This window comes from Actinoplanes subtropicus, assembly GCF_000721705.1.
GTDB classification, from domain to species: domain Bacteria; phylum Actinomycetota; class Actinomycetes; order Mycobacteriales; family Micromonosporaceae; genus Actinoplanes; species Actinoplanes subtropicus.
In genome coordinates, this window is record NZ_JOJL01000047.1 from 1 (window position 1) to 16,342 (window position 16,342).

The following is a 16,342-nucleotide window of genomic DNA, read 5'->3' on the forward strand; positions in this document are numbered from 1 at the left end:
CCAGCGAGACGATGTTCGCCCGGTGCCTGGCCAGCACGTCACCGACGGCGGCGACGATGCCGGTGCGGTCCTTGCCGTACACGATCAGGGAAGCCTGATCGCTGGGCAGCATGGTGATGGGTTGCGGCGCCAGTGGGGCGAGAGTCACCTCGGCTGTCCTTTCGATCTGCGGTTCGCGGTGCGATGAGCGGCAGGGAGTCAGCCGGCCGCCGGCCGGGCGATCGGCCAGGCGCTGGCGATGTCCGGGTCTTCGCCCTCCAAGGCGATCGCCAACGCCTTGAGCTGGCCGATCAGTTCGTCGCGGGCGCCGTCGGGCAGCAGATCGGTAAACAATGCGTCCACCTCGGCGATCCGTTGCCGGCCCTCGGCCACACCGGCCAGGCCCATCTCGGTGAGCTCGTGCAGGACGACCCGCCGGTGCACCGGGTGCGGGCGCCGGCGTACCCAGCCGGCCCTCTCCAGTTGCGCCAGCGCGGTTGTCACGCTCTGCGGGGTCAGATGGAACCGGCGAGCCAGCTCCGACGCCGACATCAGGCCCAGCTCGTCGAGGTGGACCGCCAGTCCCAGTTGGGTCAGCGTCACGTCGAGACTGTCGATCGCCGCCTGGGCCCGCCGGTGCACCGCCTGCTGTGCGCGGTAGACGACGTACGGGAGGCCGTCCTGCCAGTTCGCCATCGAGTGTCTCCGTTCATCGGCACATTGCAACAGGCAGCTTACTTCATTTCAAGGGCTTTAATAGTTTTCAGGTGTCTGTTAACTTCGCCGAATGACTTCCCTGGACGAAGAGATCACCAAGGCCGGCGGCGCGATGCAGCTGTTGCGCCAGGGGCGCTCCGGCGCCTACCCGTTCCCGATCCAGCCCGAGTTCACCAACTGGCGCGACGAGCAGGAGGCGTGGCGCAACTCGGCCGCGCTCATGGACCTCTCGCACCACATGACCGACCTGATCGTGCGGGGCCCGGACACATACCGGCTGCTGGAGCGTCTCGGCGCGAACAGCTTCAAGGGATTCGGCCCCGACAGCGCCAAGCAGTTGATCACCTGCCGCCCCGACGGCTACATGATCGGCGACTGCATCCTGTTCGGCATCGCCGACGACCACGTCCGCATCGTCGGCCGCCCGCCCGCGCTGAACTGGGTCGAGTTCAACGCGGTCACCGGCGACTGGGACGTCGAGGTTCGCAAGGATCTGCGGACCGTGCAGAACCCGAAGGGCCGCGAGCTGTTTCGGCTCCAGTTGCAGGGCCCGCACGCCGCGGCGATCTTCGAGAAGGTCAACGGTGGCCCGATGCCGGACATCCCGTTCTTCCACATGGGCCGGTTCAAGGTCGGCGCCCACGAGGTCCGGGCACTCAACCACCGAATGTCCGGCTTCCCCGGGTACGAATTCACCGGCCCCTACGCCGAGTTCGAGGCCGTCCGCGACGCCATCGTCGAGGCCGGCGCCGAGTACGGGCTGCGGCTGATCGGCTCCCGGGCGTACGCGTCGGTCGCCACCGAGTCGGGCTGGATCGCCAACACGTTGCCCGCGACCTACACCGGCGACGACACCAAGGCATTCCGCCAGTGGCTGCCGGCCCGCTCCTTCGAGGGCAACCTCGCCCTCGGCGGCAGCTGGGTCGCCGACGACATCGAGGACTACTACCTCACTCCGTGGGATCTCGGCTACGGCCACGTCATCAAGTACGATCACGACTACATCGGCCGCGAGGGCCTCGAGGCCCGGCGCGACGAGCCGCACAAGCGCAAGGCGTGGGTTCTCTGGGACCGCGACGACGCGGCCAAGATCGTCGCCAGCTACTACAACCCGGGCACCGAGCGGTTCAAGTACCTGGAGATGCCGGCCGCGTTCTACACCGCCTGTCAGTTCGACCGGATCGAGAAGAACGGCGAGCTCGTCGGCGCCGCGATGCTGACCATCTACTCCGCCAACGTACGCGGATGGATCTCGCTCGGGCCGATCGCACCGGAGGCGGCGGACGGCGACCGGGTCGAGATCGTCTGGGGGGAACCGGACGGCGGCTCACCGAACCCGGCCGTCGAGCGGCACAGTCAGACCCGTGTCAAGGGCACCGTCATCTCCCGCCCTTTCCCGCAAGGGCACTGATCGCCATGGGCCCTCTACAGGACGGCATCGACCGGACCGGTCACCCATGAAGCTGCTCTGGGAGCCGAACCGGAGCAACCGGTCGTGACCATGGACCTCGTCGCAGCCGAGAAAGCGGCCCGCGACTTCCTGAGCGCTCTCGACATCTTCACCGACGACGAAACGATGAGCGAGACACCGCGGCGGATGGCCAAGGCGTACGCGGAGTTCTTCACCCCGCGGCCGTTCGACCTGACCACGTTTCCCAATGACGACAATTACGACGAGCTGGTGGTGGCTCGCGACATCCCGTTCCACTCGGTGTGCGAGCACCACCTGCTCCCGTTCCACGGCCGTGCCGCGGTCGGCTACCTCCCTCGCGGACGCATCCTCGGGCTGTCCAAGCTGGCACGCGTGGTGGAGAAGTTCGCGCTGCGCCCGCAGGTGCAGGAGCGGCTGACCAAACAGATCGCCGATTGGCTGCAGATCCAGCTCGATCCCAAGGGCGTCGGCGTGGTCATCGAGGCGGAGCACACCTGCATGACGCTGCGCGGTGTGCAGGCCATCGGTTCCACCACGGTCACCTCGACGATGCTCGGCAGGCTGCGCAGCGATCCCCGCTCGCGGCAGGAGTTCCTCTCCGTGGCCCGGCACTGATCTCCTCTCGGTCCCACCGGCGTCTGGCGCCTTGCCCCCGGCTCCGGACGCCGGTGCCGCGCTAAATCGAGTCAGTACAGTTTCTGGAGGTACGCCATGACATCGGTACCCGCCGCCCCGGTAGCGGCACTCACGACGCTGTTGCAGGACTTCTCGCTGGAGATGACCGGTAAGGACGTCGACGACCTCGCGGCGGCACGGGGAGTCATCCCAGCCGGCACCCGAGTCAACGTCACCTTCCTCGGGAACGAGGACCTGGCGATGCGTCTGTCGGCCGCGCGTGCGGTCAAGGCCACCGGCCTCGTCCCGGTCCCGCACATCTCCGCCCGCCGGCTGACCTCCGCCGAGATGCTGGCGGAGTTCCTCACCACCATGTCAGCCGAAGGGCTGGCCGACAGCGTCTTCACCGTCGGGGGCGACCCCGCCACCCCGCACGGCCCCTACGGGGACGCGCTCTCGGTCATCCGCTCCGGGCTTCTCGAGACGCACGGGGTGCGCCATGTCAGCATCGCGGGCTATCCGGAGGGACATCCGGACATCCCGGCCGAGGTGTTGTGGCCGGCCCTGTCCGACAAATACGCGGCCCTGCAGGTACGGCATTTGGCGGGCGACATCATCACCCAGTTCGGTTTCGACGTCGACCCCGTGCTGGACTGGATCGCCGCGGTCCGCGAACGCGGCGTGCACGCCCCCATCCGCATCGGCGTGCCCGGCCCGGCCGGCATCCGCCGGCTGATGCGTTACGCGGCCCGATTCGGCGTCGGCACCAGCACCAGCATCGCCAAGAAGTACGGCTTCTCGATCACCAACCTGATGGGCACGGCCGGACCGGACCGCTTCCTGCGCGCCCTGGCCACCGATTACCACCCGCAGGTGCACGGCGAGGTGAAGCTGCACTTCTACACCTTCGGCGGACTGCGGGCGACCGCACAGTGGATCGCCGACTTCCGGAAGACGAATTGACATGATGACCACCCGGGAAGCGCCCGTCCCGTCCGCCGCACCGGCCGTCAGGCCCGGCCGGGCGGTGCTCTCGCGCGCGGTGCTCCGGCCCAGCGAGGACCGCGGCATCCGGCACGCCAACCGGACCATCGTCGTCGCCTCAACCCGCGGGAGAACCCAGCCATGACCACTTATATCGACGGCAAGGCAATCGCGTTACGGGTCCGCGATCAGGTGACCGCCGACGTCGCCGCCGCCTACCCCGACCCGGACACCGCGCCCGGGCTGGCCACCGTTCTGGTCGGCAACGACCCGGCCAGCGCGGTCTACATCGCAGGCAAACGGCGAGCGGTCCGCGAGACCGGCATGCGGGATCTCCACCGATTTCTGCCGGCCACCACTACCCAGTCCGAGGTCGCCGCCGTCATCGACGAACTGGCCGCCGACCCGGCAGTACACGGAATCCTGCTGCAACTGCCGCTGCCCGCCGGCCTCGAAGCCAACCCGCTGATCGACCGCATCCCGGCCACCAAGGACGTCGACGGCCTCACTACCCAAAGCACCGGGTTACTGTCCCGCGGTGAGTACGGCCTACGCCCCTGCACTCCCAGCGGCGTCATCGAGCTGCTGGAGACCGAGGGCGTCAAGATGCGCGGCGCACACGCGGTCGTTGTCGGCCGCTCGGCGCTGGTCGGTCACCCGATGGCCGAAATGCTGCTGCAGCGCGACGCCACCATCACCATCGCCCACCAACTCACGACGAACCTGGCAGCGGTCGCCCGAACGGCGGACATCCTCGTCGTGGCCGCCGGCGTCCGGGGGTTGATCGGAGCCGAGCACGTCAAGGCGGGGGCTACCGTGATCGATGTCGGCATGCACCGCACTGCGAACGGCCTGTCCGGCGACGTGCGTACCGAGGAGCTGGACGGCATCGCCGCCCGCGTGACCCCCGTACCCGGTGGCGTCGGCCCGATGACCATCGCGATGCTGATGGTCAACACGCTCCGCGCCGCCCAGTGGGTGCGTTGACCTCGGCCGGAGCCCGAAGCCGCACGACGCCCGGCGCATCGTAAAGATGCGCTCGGTGGGCTGTGCCGGGTGATCGCCGTGTTGATACCGTCCGGCGTCGCCCCACTTTCGCCGTTGGGAGTTCGCATGCCTGTGCCCTTGCCCGACGAGGACGGCGATCTGCGCGTCGGATCGCCCGCCGACCATGCGGCCGGGCGCGCGGCGGTCCAGGTCAGCCTGACCCGGGCGGTCCGGCAGATGGGCGTCGCCAAGGCCGCCCGCAACCTGCTGGCGCTCAACCAGTCCGACGGCTTCGACTGCATGAGCTGCGCCTGGCCGGACCCGAGGGGTCACCGGCACACCGCAGAGTTCTGCGAGAACGGCGCCAAAGCGCTGTCGTGGGAAGGGGTCCGGACCACCGCCGGGCCGGAGTTCTTCGCCGCGCACACGCTCGACGATCTCGCCGCGCAGACCGATCACTGGCTGGAAAGCCGTGGCCGGCTCACCCATCCGATGGTGCGCCGGCCAGGCGCGGACCGCTATGAGCCGATCTCCTGGGACGACGCGTTCGCGCTGATCGGCAGTCATCTCGGCGGGCTGGCAGGCCCGGACGAGGCGGTCTTCTACACCTCCGGGCGCGCCAGCAACGAGGCCGCGTTCACCTATCAGCTGTTCGCTCGCGCGTTCGGCACCAACAATTTGCCGGACTGCTCGAACATGTGTCACGAGTCGACCTCGGTCGGGCTGGCCCGGACCATCGGTGTCGGCAAGGGTTCAGTGTCGTTGAACGACCTGCACGAGGCCGACCTGATCGTGGTCTCCGGTCAGAACCCTGGCACCAACCATCCGCGGATGCTGTCGGCGCTGGAGACCGCGAAGCGCAACGGGGCACGGATCCTGGCGATCAACCCGCTGCGCGAGGCGGGCCTGCTGCGGTTCGACAACCCGCAGAAGGTACGCGGACTCGCCGGCCGCGGCACCGACCTGGCCGACCGCCTCCTGCCGATCCGGTCCAACGGCGATCTGGCACTGTGGCAGGCGTTCGGACACCTGCTGCTGCTGGCCGAGGACGCGGCTCCCGGAACCGTGCTGGACCGCGACTTCATCGACCGGCACACCACCGGCTTCGCGGCGTGGGAGCGGCACATCCGGCAGCTGGACCGCGACGCCGTACTGCGTGCGACCCGCCTGCCGTGGTCGGAGATCGAGGCTGCCGCGGCGATGCTGGCCCGCGCCGAACGGGTCGTGCACTGCTGGGCGATGGGCATCACCCAGCACCACAACGCGGTCGCCACGATCAAGGAATTCGTCAACGTCGCCCTGCTGCAAGGCATGATCGGCAAGCCGGGAGCCGGCCTGTGCCCGGTCCGCGGCCACTCCAACGTGCAGGGCGACCGCACGATGGGCATCTGGGAGAAGGCGCCGGAGACGTTCCTCGACGCGCTGCGCGACGAGTTCGGCTTCGAGCCACCCCGCACGCACGGCCACGACGCGGTCGGCACGGTCCGGGCGTTCCGCGACCGGCGGGCGAAGGTCTTCGTCGGCCTCGGCGGGAACTTCGTGGCGGCTATGCCGGACACCGAGGTCACCGCCGAGGCGATGCGCGGCGCCGAGCTCACCGTGCAGATCTCCACGAAGCTCAACCGCAGCCACGTCGCCGCCGGCCGCACCGCCCTGATCCTGCCCACGCTCGGACGCACCGAGCGGGACCTCACCGGTGGCCGCGTCCAGCGCGTCACGGTCGAGGACTCGATGTCCGAGGTGCACGCCTCCCGCGGTCGCTCGGCGCCCGCTGGACCGCTGCTGCGCTCCGAGGTGGACATCGTCTGCGGCATCGCGCGCGCCACACTCGGCACCCGCCACGGCATCGACTGGGCCGGCTTCGCCGCCGACTACGACCAGATCCGGGTACGCATCGGACGGGTGGTCCCCGGCTGCCAGGATTACGCCGAGCGGATCCGCCGAGGCGCCTTCACCATGCCGCACGGACCCCGCGACTCCCGGACCTTTCCCACGCCCGAGGGCAGGGCGGTCTTCACGGTGAGCCCGCTGCAGGTCCTCGAGGTGCCGGCCGGCCGGCTCGTGCTGCAGACGGTGCGCAGCCACGACCAGTTCAACACCACGGTGTACGGCCTCGACGACCGGTACCGCGGTATCCGAGCAGGGCGGCGCGTGGTCTTCATCAACGCCGACGACCTGTCCGAGTTGGGCTTCGCCGACGGCGACGTCGTCGACCTGGTCTCGGAGTGGACCGATGGCCGGGTCCGCCGGGCCGAACGTTTCCGCCTGGTGTCCTACGCCACGCCGAAAGGTTGCGCGGCGGCCTACTTCCCCGAGACGAACCCGCTGGTCCCGCTGGACTCCCAGGCCGCCGAGAGCGGAACCCCCACCTCGAAGTGGATCGTCATCCGCCTGGAACGCCGCTGACCCGATCCACCTCCCGTTCCGCCTGCCCCTCCGGCCCGGCCACAGCATGGGGCCGACCGCGGCGGGGGCGTAGGCCGACGGCCGGGCCGGCGACCTACGCCGGCAGGATCAGCCGCGCCGGTAAGCGGTGCGGGCGTGCTCGTTGAACGGGGCGGGCTGCACCGTCGCCCGGATCCGCGGGAACTCGATGTCCACGCCGGCGCCGGTGGCGTCACCCCAGACGACCTCGACGGCGGTTCCCGGCACGGCGTGCTCGAGGCCGATCAGCGAGAGGGAGACGACCGCGTGATAGGGGTGCAGCGAAGCGGTTTGGTAGGTGCTGCCGACCAGGTCACCCCCGGCGGTCTCGATGCGTTGCCGGGCATAGCTGAGCACGAAGCCGGGATCGCCGCCGGCGCCCAGCACGCGACGAACGTCGTCGCTGTCGAAAACCAGGGTGACCTTGGCGAAGCGTACGTTTTCCTTGGCTTTGACCAGCGCGTCGCGACCGATGAAATCGTGATCGAGGTGGATCAGCTTGCCGTAGCCCAGTTCGTAGGGCGTGACGTAGTAGTCCTCGATGTTCTCGTAATAGAGGCTGCCGTGCAGCGGCCGCTGTCCCTCGATGCCGTAGAACGGCAGCCAGCGGCGGTAATCGGCCAGCTCAGGGTCGGTGTAGACAGCCGGTATGGGCGACGGGATCCAGCCGCTCTCCACCGACGCGGTGGTGTAGGCCAGCGCGCCGACGTGCACGATGCCGAAGGGCTCACCGGCCTGGAGCAGAGTCTCCTTGACGTACGCGCCGTCGGCCCAATCGCCGATGAACTCGTACCCGGCCTGCCCGGCCATCCCGTGCCGCAGGGCACGGAAGCTCCGGCCGCCGAGCGTGACCGGCGTGGTGTGGAAGAACTTGGTGGGCGGCAGCGGGCCGCCGAAGACGCTTTCGATCAACTGCTGCGCGAGCGGGCCTTGGACCTGGAAGCGGAACAGCGTGGGATCGCCGCCGCCGGGCCGGTACGCCGTGGAGGGGTCGCAAGTGAAGGACACATCGTATCCACCCTGCTCGCCGTGCCACTGGACCCAATGCTGCGAGGCGGGCACCCCGCTGAGCGTGTACTTCTGCGGGCCGAGTCGAGCGAGGATACCGTCGGTGATGATGTAGCCGTCGCGGTTGACCGGGACGATCTGCTTGGCCTGGCCGATCGCGAACTTCTCGTAGTTGTTGGCGCTCACCGCGGCGAGCAGCTCGGTGGCATCCGGGCCTTCGATGAACAGGTCGTACATGTGATGCGAGAGGTCGGAGATCGAGACGCCCTCGTGCCAGGCGGTCTGCTCCTGCCGCCAGCCGACATATTCCCTCTGCACGACCTCCGGCGTCCACGGCGCCGCGCCGGGCTTCCACAACATCCTGACCGTCGAGCCGGCCTTGTCGATGCCGTCCTGAAGACTCGGTGCTCCCATATCTGCTCCTTCCGGGCCTGTTATGCGTAATATCGCATATGCGGTGAATTAAGCTAGTTATGCTTTCGCGGGAAGCGCGACGCCGAGTTGCTCCGCCGCCGCCTGCAACTCGGCCCAGACCTTCGGGTTGACCGGGACACCGTTGGCAGCTCGCTCCTCCGCCGCTGCGGCGCTGTGCTCGCCCGGGTAGCGGATCGCCGCCGCCGGGTCGGCAGAGGGCAGGCCGTGCAAGGTGTCGAGGGTCTCGGTGACCGACGCGGTGAACGTGGCCGGATCACCGAACGCGGCCGGATCGAGGACGACGAGCAGGGCGTTCTGCCGGTGCGCCCGCCCGCCTGGGTCGGCGCCGTGGAAGGACGACAGGATGGGTGCGCCGACCAGGACGCTCGTGAGCAGTTCGAAGGCCAGCGACATGCCGGCGCCCTTGGCACCGCCCAGCGGCAGCGGCATGGTCGCCAGCGCGGGATCGGTGGTGGCGGTGCCGTCGGCGGTCGCGGCCACCCCTTCGGGCAGTTGCCGGCCGTTGTTGCGGTACTGGGCGATCTTGCCGAGCGCGATGCCGGCCGTGGCCATGTCGAGGAGCACGGCGGGTCGGTCACCGGTCGCCGGGACGGCGATCGACAGCGGGCTGGTGGCCACCGCGACGCCGGTCACGCCGGGGTAGCTCATGTTCGGCATGCCGGCCACGAACGCGATGCCGATCAGCCCGGCGTCGGCGATGCGCGAGGTGTAATAACCGATCGCGCCGGTGTGCACGGTGCGGCGGACCCCGACCGCGCCGATCCCCCGGCTCCGTCCCCGGCTGACCGCCTCGTCGGCGGCCGCGGTCAGCGCGACCGGCCCGGGCGCGCGATCGGCGTCCAGGACCGCGACACCGGCGGCGCCCGCGGTGAATCGCATCCGCGCGTTCGCGTTGGCCTCGCCGGAGGCGAGCAACTCCAGATACCGCGGCACCCGAGCGACGCCATGCGAGTCGACGCCGCGCAGGCTGGCCCAGACCAGCACATCGCTGATCGTGCGGGCCCGGCCGGGATCGGGGACCACCTCGGTGAACAGCGCGGTGACGAATTCGGCCAGGTCGGCGGCCGGGATGACGACGGGCACGGCGGAACCCCTCAGCGGGAGACGCGGACGTTGACAATCGCGGTCGTGCCGGCGCGCACGGACTTGAGCGCCCGGTCGAGGGCGGCCGCGAGTTCGGTGGCCCGCTCGACGGTCTCGCCATGCATGCCGAATGGCTCGGTGAAGGCGGCGAGCTCAGGTTGGGCGCTGAGGCCGCTGCCGAGGAACTCGCCGGTGTCCACGGCCGCGCCCCGCGGGTAGAAGCGCAGGTGGTTCAGCTTCATCGAGCGGTACTCGCGGTTGTTGAAGACGACGACGAGCAGCGGCAGGCCGTTGTCGCGGGCGGCCTGCAGCGACGGGATGACCGGGTTGTAGAGGAACGCGCCGTCGCCGATGGTCAGCACCACCGAGCGGTGCGGGGCGGCCAGTTTGACCCCGAGCGCGACCCCGATGCCCTGGCCGAGGCCGCCCTGCACGTAGAAGTACGAGTCGGGAGCGGTGCACCGCAGGTGCCGCTGGACGACCCGGCTGTGCGTGATGGTCTCGTCCACCACGATCGCGTCGTCGCCGGCCAGAACGTCGCGCAACGTCGCGGCGACCAGCACGGGGTCGATGCCGCCGGCCGCGGCGGCCTTCTGCTCCGCCGCGCGGACGGCCTCGGTCTCGGCGTGGTGGGCCTCGACCCGGGGCGGGCGAGTGGGTACCCCGGCGTTACGGGCCAGCGCGCGCAGCGTGGTGGCTACGCCGCCCTCGAGGTACGCGTCGGCCCGCAGCACCTGGTAGGCGATGTGCGGCCGCTGCGGCACGTCGTCGATCACCACGATCTTCGCCCGGGCCGGCGTGCGGCTCGGCGGGTAGAACGGCGCCCGGCAGCTGACCAGGATGATCAGGTCCGCGGTATCCATCCAGGGCTCCAGGTCACCGCCGGCATGCAGCTGGTGATCGCGCGGGAAGTTGGCGCAGACCGCCGAGGTCGGCTCCACCACGGGAATCGCGAGCGCCTCGGCGAACTCGACCAGCGCTGCCATGCCGCCGGGCTCGCGGCCGGCGGTCTCGGTGACGATCACCGGGTTCACCGCGGCGCCGATCAGGTCGAGCACCGCCGTGATCTCCTCGGCGGGGCTGACCGTGGTGCCCGCCGCCGCGACCGGTTTGACAGGTCGCTCCGGCCACGGTTCGAGCAGCACCTCGAGCGGGATGTTGAGGTAGACCGGACCGCTGGGGGCGCGGCAGGCTAGCTCGGCGGCCCGGGTCACCATGGTGGGCAGGGTGTGCACACTGGCCGCCTGGTTGGCCCATTTGGTGAACGGCGCGGCGATGGTGTGCGGGCCGCCCACCACCGACAGGTTGCGATACCACTGGCCGCCCGGGTCGGGCCCGGGACCGTCGCCGTAGGTGGTGGACTCGGAGGAGGCGACCACCATGGGCACGCCGGCCAGCAGCGCGCCGTGGATGGCGACGGAGCCCTGCAGCAGGCCGGGGCCGGCGTGCAGCAGGACGCCCTGGGCGCGGCGGGTGACGAGGCCGTAACCGGTGGCCATGCCGACGGCGACCGTCTCGTGCAAGAGGTCGAGGTACTTTGGGCAGGGCAGGCCGTCGCGGTGCCGGCGAGCCAGCGACTCCCAGACCGGGGCCCATTCCGAGCCAGGCGAGGAGAAGACGAAGTCGGCCCCCGCCGCGATGAAGGCGGCCAGGACGGCATCGCCGCCGTCGGTGGTCACGCCCGCGCCGGTGCTCACGACGCCGCCGGGATCGGCCAGTCGAGGCACTCGCAGATACCCCGGCCCATGATCAACTCAAGCTCCTCGGCGGTGAAGTCGAAGTGCTTGGTGAATTGCTCGATGGTTTCCACATAGCTGAGGCCGTGGCCGAGCAGGCGGGTGATGTCGGTGCCCCAGAAGCAGCGCTCGGGGCCCATCTTGTCGACCATCTCGCGTACGTACCGCTCGATGTTGAGGTTCGGGAACGGGTGCGTCGAATACCCCGGCAGGGCCGACACCTTCACGTAGATATTGGGATGCTCGTGCAGATCGGCGGTCTCCTGCACCCAGTAGCCGATGGCGTCGTCGACACAGCGCGCCATGATCCCCATGTGGTCAATTATGATCTTGAGTCCGCGGTGGCGGGCGGCGATCTGACCCAACTCGGCCTTCCACACCGGCGCGTGCACCATGGTCGGGATGTTCAGCTCCTCGGCCACCGGCCAGTACCAGTCGTTAGTGCCGTCGATCATCCAGTTGCGGTCCTGCGGGCGGTGGAAGGTGAGGCGAGTGCCCTTGACATACGGGTTCTGCGCGAAATCGCGCAGCATGGCCGTACCCTCCTCGGGCTTGTTCTGCGGGATCCGCGCCATGATCCCGAACCGTTCGGGGTACGCCTCGCACGCCTCCAGCGCGTAGTCGATGCGATCGCCTTCCCAGGACGGCGGCAGGATGAGGGCCCGGTTGACGCCGGCCTCGTCCATCAAATGGAGGCATTCCTCATAGCTGAACGGTTCCTCACGGTGGCCGTTGAGGCGGATCCGCTCGCGGGCGCCGGGGACCCACGGACGGTCCGGGGTCTCCTCCTTCCAGATGTGCACCTGGGAGTCGACGACGAACATGGGCCTCTTCCTTCCTCTTCCGGCTGACGTGCCGGATGTGTCTTGACGCTAGTTCGGCAGTCCGGCGGTGCGGAGTCCACGGCGCGCAACCGCTTCTTGCGTGGCGCGTGTGCTTCCCTGCGGACGCGACTAACCGCCGTCGAGCACGTCCACCACGTGCTCGGCGATAGCCATGCTGGAGGTGGCAGCCGGCGACGGAGCGTTGCGGATCGCGATCACGGCGCCCAGCCGGTGGATCCGGAAATCGTCGACCAGGCTGCCGTCCCGATCCACCGCTTGGGCCCGCACCCCCGCGCCGGCCCGCACCACGTCCTCAGCGCCGATCGCGGGGACGTAACGCCGCGCGATCCGCATGTACGCCCGCTTCGACAACGAACCGCGCAACTCGCCGATCCCGGTGCGCCAGTGCCGCGCCACCATCCGCCAGGTGCCCGGCCAGGCGGCGATACCATAGACGTCGCGCGGCGACAGATCACCCCGCCGATAGCCCTCGCGGGCCGTGGCGAGAACCGCGTTCGGGCCGACTTCCACGCTGCCGTCGACCCGGCGGGTGTAGTGCACACCGAGGAACGGATACCGCGGGTCGGGAACTGGATAGATCAGGCCGTGGACCAGACCGGCTTTCTCCGCGACAACCCGCATGTACTCGCCGCGGAACGGAACGATCCGCGGCGCTGGCACGTCTCCGGCCGAACCCGCCACCAGATCGGACTGGAGGCCGGCGCACAAGATCAACTCATCCACGCGCACCGGCTCCGCGCCGCTGAACACGGCGAGACCAGCACCGGCCGGCGCGACTCGACGGACCGGGAACCCGAACCTGATCTCCCCACCGGCCGCCACGATGTCTCCGGCGAACGCGCGGGCAATCGCCGGATAGTCGGTGATCGCGGTCCTCGGCGAGTGAAGCCCGGCCAGCCCGGCGGCGTGCGGCTCGATCTCCCCTATCTCCTCCGGCCCGACGCGGCGCAAGCCGGGCACCAGATTCACCCCGGCACGCACGGCCAGCGCGCCGAGCCGGACCACGTCATCCTCGGTGACCGCCACCACCAACTTGCCGCACTGCTCGTACGGCAGCCCCCGGCCGGCGCAGTACTCCCGCAACATCGCACCACCCCGGGCGCACAGTCGCGCCTTGAGGCTGCCCGGCCGGTAGTAGATGCCCGCATGAACCACCCCGGAGTTGTGGCCGGTCTGATGAACCGCGACCCGATCCTCCTTCTCCAACACCACCACCCGCTCCCCCGGCCGGCGCCGAGCCAGCTCCCGGCCGACTGCCAGCCCCACGATCCCGGCGCCGACAATCCCGACCGTCCGCTCGGCCACCTCAGTCACCCGCCCGCACGGATCGCGACGGACTTGACGCGGGTGTAGAAGTGCAACGCCTCGGTGCCCTGCTCCTTGAACGGGGAGCCGGATTCGCGGAAGCCGCCGAACGGGTGGTGCACATCCCAGCCGGAGGTCGTGGTGTTGACCGCGACCTGGCCGCATTCCACCTCCTCGGCGAACCGGTACGCGGCCGCCAAGCTGCCGGTGAACACGGCCGCGGCAAGTCCGTAGCGGGAATCGTTCACCTCGGCGATCGCCTCCGCCAGCGCACCGGTCGGGCGGATCACGAGCACCGGGCCGAAGACCTCGTGGCGCCAGACGTCCATCTGGGTGGTGACGTCGGCCAGGATCGTCGGCTGGACGTAGCAGCCGTGGGTCAGTTCTCCGGCCGGCGCTTCGCCGCCCACCTCGACCCGGGCGCCCTGCTTGACCGCGCCGGCGATGTCGCGCAGCACGCCGTCCTGATGCGCCCGGCTGACCAGCGGACCCACCGCGGTCTCCGAGTCCTGGCCGGGACCGAGCCGCAGCGCCGCCACCCTCTCCCGAAGCATGGTCAGGAACGGGTCGTAGACGGCGCGTTCGACCAGTACCCGGCTGGTGGCGGTGCAGCGCTGACCGGCCTGGCCGAAGGCGGCAGCCACCACGGCGGTGGCGGCGGCCTGCAGATCGGCGTCGGCCAGCACCACGGAAGCGTTCTTGCCGCCCAGTTCGGCCTGGAAGCGGACGTTGCGCGGCGCGATCCGGGCCCGCAGCGTCTCGCCCACCTCGTTGCTGCCGGTGAAAGTGACGGCGGCTATCCGCGCGTCGTCGAGCAGGGCGCCCGAGATTTCGCCGACATGACCGGTGACCACGTTGAGCACGCCGGCCGGCAGCCCGGCATCGTGCAGCGCCCGGGCCAGGCAGAGGCCGGAGCCGGGCGTTTCGGAGGCCGGCTTGAGCACCACGGCGTTGCCGGCGGCGAGCGCGGGGCCGACCTTGCGGGCCGGGGTGAGCAGCGGGTCATTCCACGGGGTGACGGCCAGGACCACGCCGATCGGCTCGCGATGGTACGAGGTACGCGTGTCCGGGCGGGCGTCGTGCACCAGCGACCCGTACGCCTCCCGGGCCTGCGCGGCGTAGTACTCGAGGAAGTCGGCAGCCTTCTCGACCTCGCCGCGGGCCTCCTTGACGGTCTTGCCGTTCTCGGTGACCACGCACCGGGCGATCTCCGCGGCCCGGGCACGCAGCAGGGTGGCTGCCTGGCCGAGAATCTTCGCGCGGGCCAGGGCGGGGGTGCGCCGCCAGGTCGCGAAGCCGGCCTCGGCGGCGGCGTAAGCCCCGGTGACCTCCGCTGCGGTGAGCGCCGGCACGCGGGCGACGGGGCGCCGGACGTCGGTCGGGTCGAAAACGTCCAGCCACTTCCCGGACGCGAACCATCGCCCGCCGACGAGTGTCTCCAGGGATTGCACAACATCACCACTTTCGCAGTCAAGGCCGAACACTAGAAACGCGATCGTGGGTCGACAACGTGGTTCGCGGCATGCATTGCTTGCGGGTTCCGAACTCTGTGGCGGGCGTTTCGACCTCGTGGAACTGAGGTCGGAACGACGGCCGCCGGCATCTGCGGCGATCGTTTCGAAATGGATCAGTTTGCGCTCGCGGTCCTCAGGACAGGGCCTCGCGGACCCGGATGACGGCGGCGTTGAACAACTCGGGCGCCTCCCAGTACATCGAGTGCGGCGCGCCCGGGACCAGCTCGAGCCGGGAGCCCTTGACCAGGGCATGCGCCCGCCGGACCGTGGCGGCGCTGAGCACGGCGTCCTTCTCACCGGCCAGGAACGTGACGTCCAGGCCGGAGGCCACCACCTCGTCGACGGTCGGCCCGCCGGTGGTCAGGTTGCGGAGGTCTGCCATCTTGGCCACGTTGAACGTGCCCATCTGCTGGAACAGGAAGGTCCGGGCCGGTTCCCGCTCCTGGAACTCCCGGCTGAGCAGCCGGTCGAGGACCGGCAACCGGATCGCCGCGGCCCGGTCCACGTTGACCGACTCGGACAGTTCCGGGTCGGCGAGGCCGCCGAGCGAGTGGGCCAGCACCACCCCGGCCACCCGGTCGGGCCGGCTCAGCCCGGCCCGCAGCGCCGCAACCGCGCCGATCGACTGGCCGACCAGCAGCACGCCGCGCAGGTCCTCCTGGTCCAGGACGGCGAGGACGTCGCCCGGGAAGTCCTGTCCATCGAACTCCGGCATGGACGAGTCGGAGTTGCCGAAGCCGCGCAAGTCGACGGTGACCACCGTGTAGCTGCCGCGCAGGGCGGCGACCTGCTGCCACCAGGCGGCGTGGTGGCCGCCGGAGCCGTGCACGAACAGAACAGCCGGGCCGCGGCCGTGCCGCTCGTAGTAGATCGAGGTGCCCTCGGCGCTCGCGATACTCATCAGGCGGACCGGTTTCCGTGGTAGACGAGCTCGATCATGGTGTGGTCGGGGTCGTGGATATAGCAGAACTTCGACCGGTTCTCCGGCCGCTCGATCGGGCGGGTGTGCCGGATGCCAAGCTCGGCCAGATGGGCGAGGAAACCGTCCCAGTCGTCCACCTCGATGGCGAAATGGTAGGGCGCCATCCGGTCCATCTCCTCGACCGGGGTGAAATGCAGGTCGAAGTCGCCGCGCGTCATCAACACGACCTTGGTGTTGCTCTTCGGCGTGATCGACTTGAGCCCGAACACTTTCGCGTACCACTCTTTGGTGCGTTCGGGATCGGTGGTCGGGAAGTTCACGTGGTGGATGTAACGAGGCTTGTTGCTCATCACCGG

General features: G+C 69.8%; 14 protein-coding genes. 5 read left to right on the top strand and 9 right to left on the bottom strand.

Annotated elements, in window-relative coordinates; genetic code table 11:
• Nucleotides 1–198: 198 nt before the first annotated feature.
• Entirely contained in the window at nt 199–675 is a 477-nt protein-coding gene (locus tag IH26_RS0145890) for a MarR family winged helix-turn-helix transcriptional regulator (protein WP_030442613.1), read from the bottom strand.
• Nucleotides 676–766: 91 nt separating this feature from the next.
• Here IH26_RS0145890 and IH26_RS0145895 point away from each other — a divergent pair, with 91 nt between their 5' ends.
• The 5 genes from IH26_RS0145895 to IH26_RS0145920 all read left to right on the top strand — a co-directional run bounded on the left by IH26_RS0145895 (nt 767) and on the right by IH26_RS0145920 (nt 7,120).
• Nucleotides 767–2,107: a glycine cleavage system protein T gene (locus IH26_RS0145895; RefSeq protein ID WP_030442614.1), complete on the top strand. Its 1,341-nt coding sequence runs from the start codon at nt 767–769 to the stop codon at nt 2,105–2,107.
• 90 nt (nt 2,108–2,197) lie between these two features.
• Nucleotides 2,198–2,743, top strand: a complete 546-nt coding sequence (folE, locus tag IH26_RS0145900) for a GTP cyclohydrolase I FolE (RefSeq protein WP_051809767.1) — start codon at nt 2,198–2,200, stop codon at nt 2,741–2,743.
• A 96-nt stretch (nt 2,744–2,839) separates the two neighbouring features.
• Nucleotides 2,840–3,706 (top strand): methylenetetrahydrofolate reductase, encoded by an 867-nt coding sequence (locus IH26_RS0145905; RefSeq protein WP_030442616.1) that lies wholly within the window; start codon nt 2,840–2,842, stop codon nt 3,704–3,706.
• A gap of 162 nt (nt 3,707–3,868) precedes the next feature.
• A complete protein-coding gene (locus tag IH26_RS0145915) occupies nt 3,869–4,714 on the top strand; it encodes a bifunctional 5,10-methylenetetrahydrofolate dehydrogenase/5,10-methenyltetrahydrofolate cyclohydrolase (protein ID WP_030442617.1) in 846 nt (281 codons plus the stop codon).
• A 126-nt stretch (nt 4,715–4,840) separates the two neighbouring features.
• Complete coding sequence (locus tag IH26_RS0145920; RefSeq protein ID WP_030442618.1) at nt 4,841–7,120, top strand: FdhF/YdeP family oxidoreductase; 2,280 nt, start codon at nt 4,841–4,843, stop codon at nt 7,118–7,120.
• 108 nt (nt 7,121–7,228) lie between these two features.
• Here the strand turns inward: IH26_RS0145920 and IH26_RS0145925 are convergent, their stop codons facing one another.
• The 8 genes from IH26_RS0145925 to IH26_RS0145960 form a co-directional block, all read right to left on the bottom strand.
• Nucleotides 7,229–8,560: an aminomethyltransferase family protein gene (locus tag IH26_RS0145925; protein ID WP_030442619.1), complete on the bottom strand. Its 1,332-nt coding sequence runs from the start codon at nt 8,558–8,560 to the stop codon at nt 7,229–7,231.
• A 57-nt stretch (nt 8,561–8,617) separates the two neighbouring features.
• Nucleotides 8,618–9,664, bottom strand: coding sequence for an Ldh family oxidoreductase (locus IH26_RS0145930; protein ID WP_030442620.1), 1,047 nt, complete (start codon nt 9,662–9,664; stop codon nt 8,618–8,620).
• A gap of 11 nt (nt 9,665–9,675) precedes the next feature.
• Nucleotides 9,676–11,391 (bottom strand): thiamine pyrophosphate-dependent enzyme, encoded by a 1,716-nt coding sequence (locus tag IH26_RS0145935; protein ID WP_245665987.1) that lies wholly within the window; start codon nt 11,389–11,391, stop codon nt 9,676–9,678.
• Nucleotides 11,358–12,224, bottom strand: coding sequence for an amidohydrolase family protein (locus IH26_RS0145940; protein ID WP_030442622.1), 867 nt, complete (start codon nt 12,222–12,224; stop codon nt 11,358–11,360). Before IH26_RS0145940 ends, IH26_RS0145935 begins: the two co-directional genes overlap by 34 nt.
• Nucleotides 12,225–12,353: 129 nt before the next feature.
• Nucleotides 12,354–13,550 carry an L-2-hydroxyglutarate oxidase gene (gene lhgO / locus IH26_RS0145945; protein WP_030442623.1) on the bottom strand — a complete coding sequence of 399 codons (1,197 nt, stop codon included), beginning with the start codon at nt 13,548–13,550 and terminating at the stop codon, nt 12,354–12,356.
• A gap of 5 nt (nt 13,551–13,555) precedes the next feature.
• The gene (locus IH26_RS0145950; protein WP_030442624.1) at nt 13,556–15,001 is read right to left on the bottom strand and encodes an aldehyde dehydrogenase family protein; all 1,446 of its coding nucleotides are present in this window, start codon (nt 14,999–15,001) and stop codon (nt 13,556–13,558) included.
• A 196-nt stretch (nt 15,002–15,197) separates the two neighbouring features.
• Nucleotides 15,198–15,965 carry an alpha/beta fold hydrolase gene (locus IH26_RS0145955; RefSeq protein WP_030442625.1) on the bottom strand — a complete coding sequence of 256 codons (768 nt, stop codon included), beginning with the start codon at nt 15,963–15,965 and terminating at the stop codon, nt 15,198–15,200.
• Nucleotides 15,965–16,336: a VOC family protein gene (locus tag IH26_RS0145960; RefSeq protein WP_030442626.1), complete on the bottom strand. Its 372-nt coding sequence runs from the start codon at nt 16,334–16,336 to the stop codon at nt 15,965–15,967. Before IH26_RS0145960 ends, IH26_RS0145955 begins: the two co-directional genes overlap by 1 nt.
• Nucleotides 16,337–16,342: the final 6 nt, after the last annotated feature.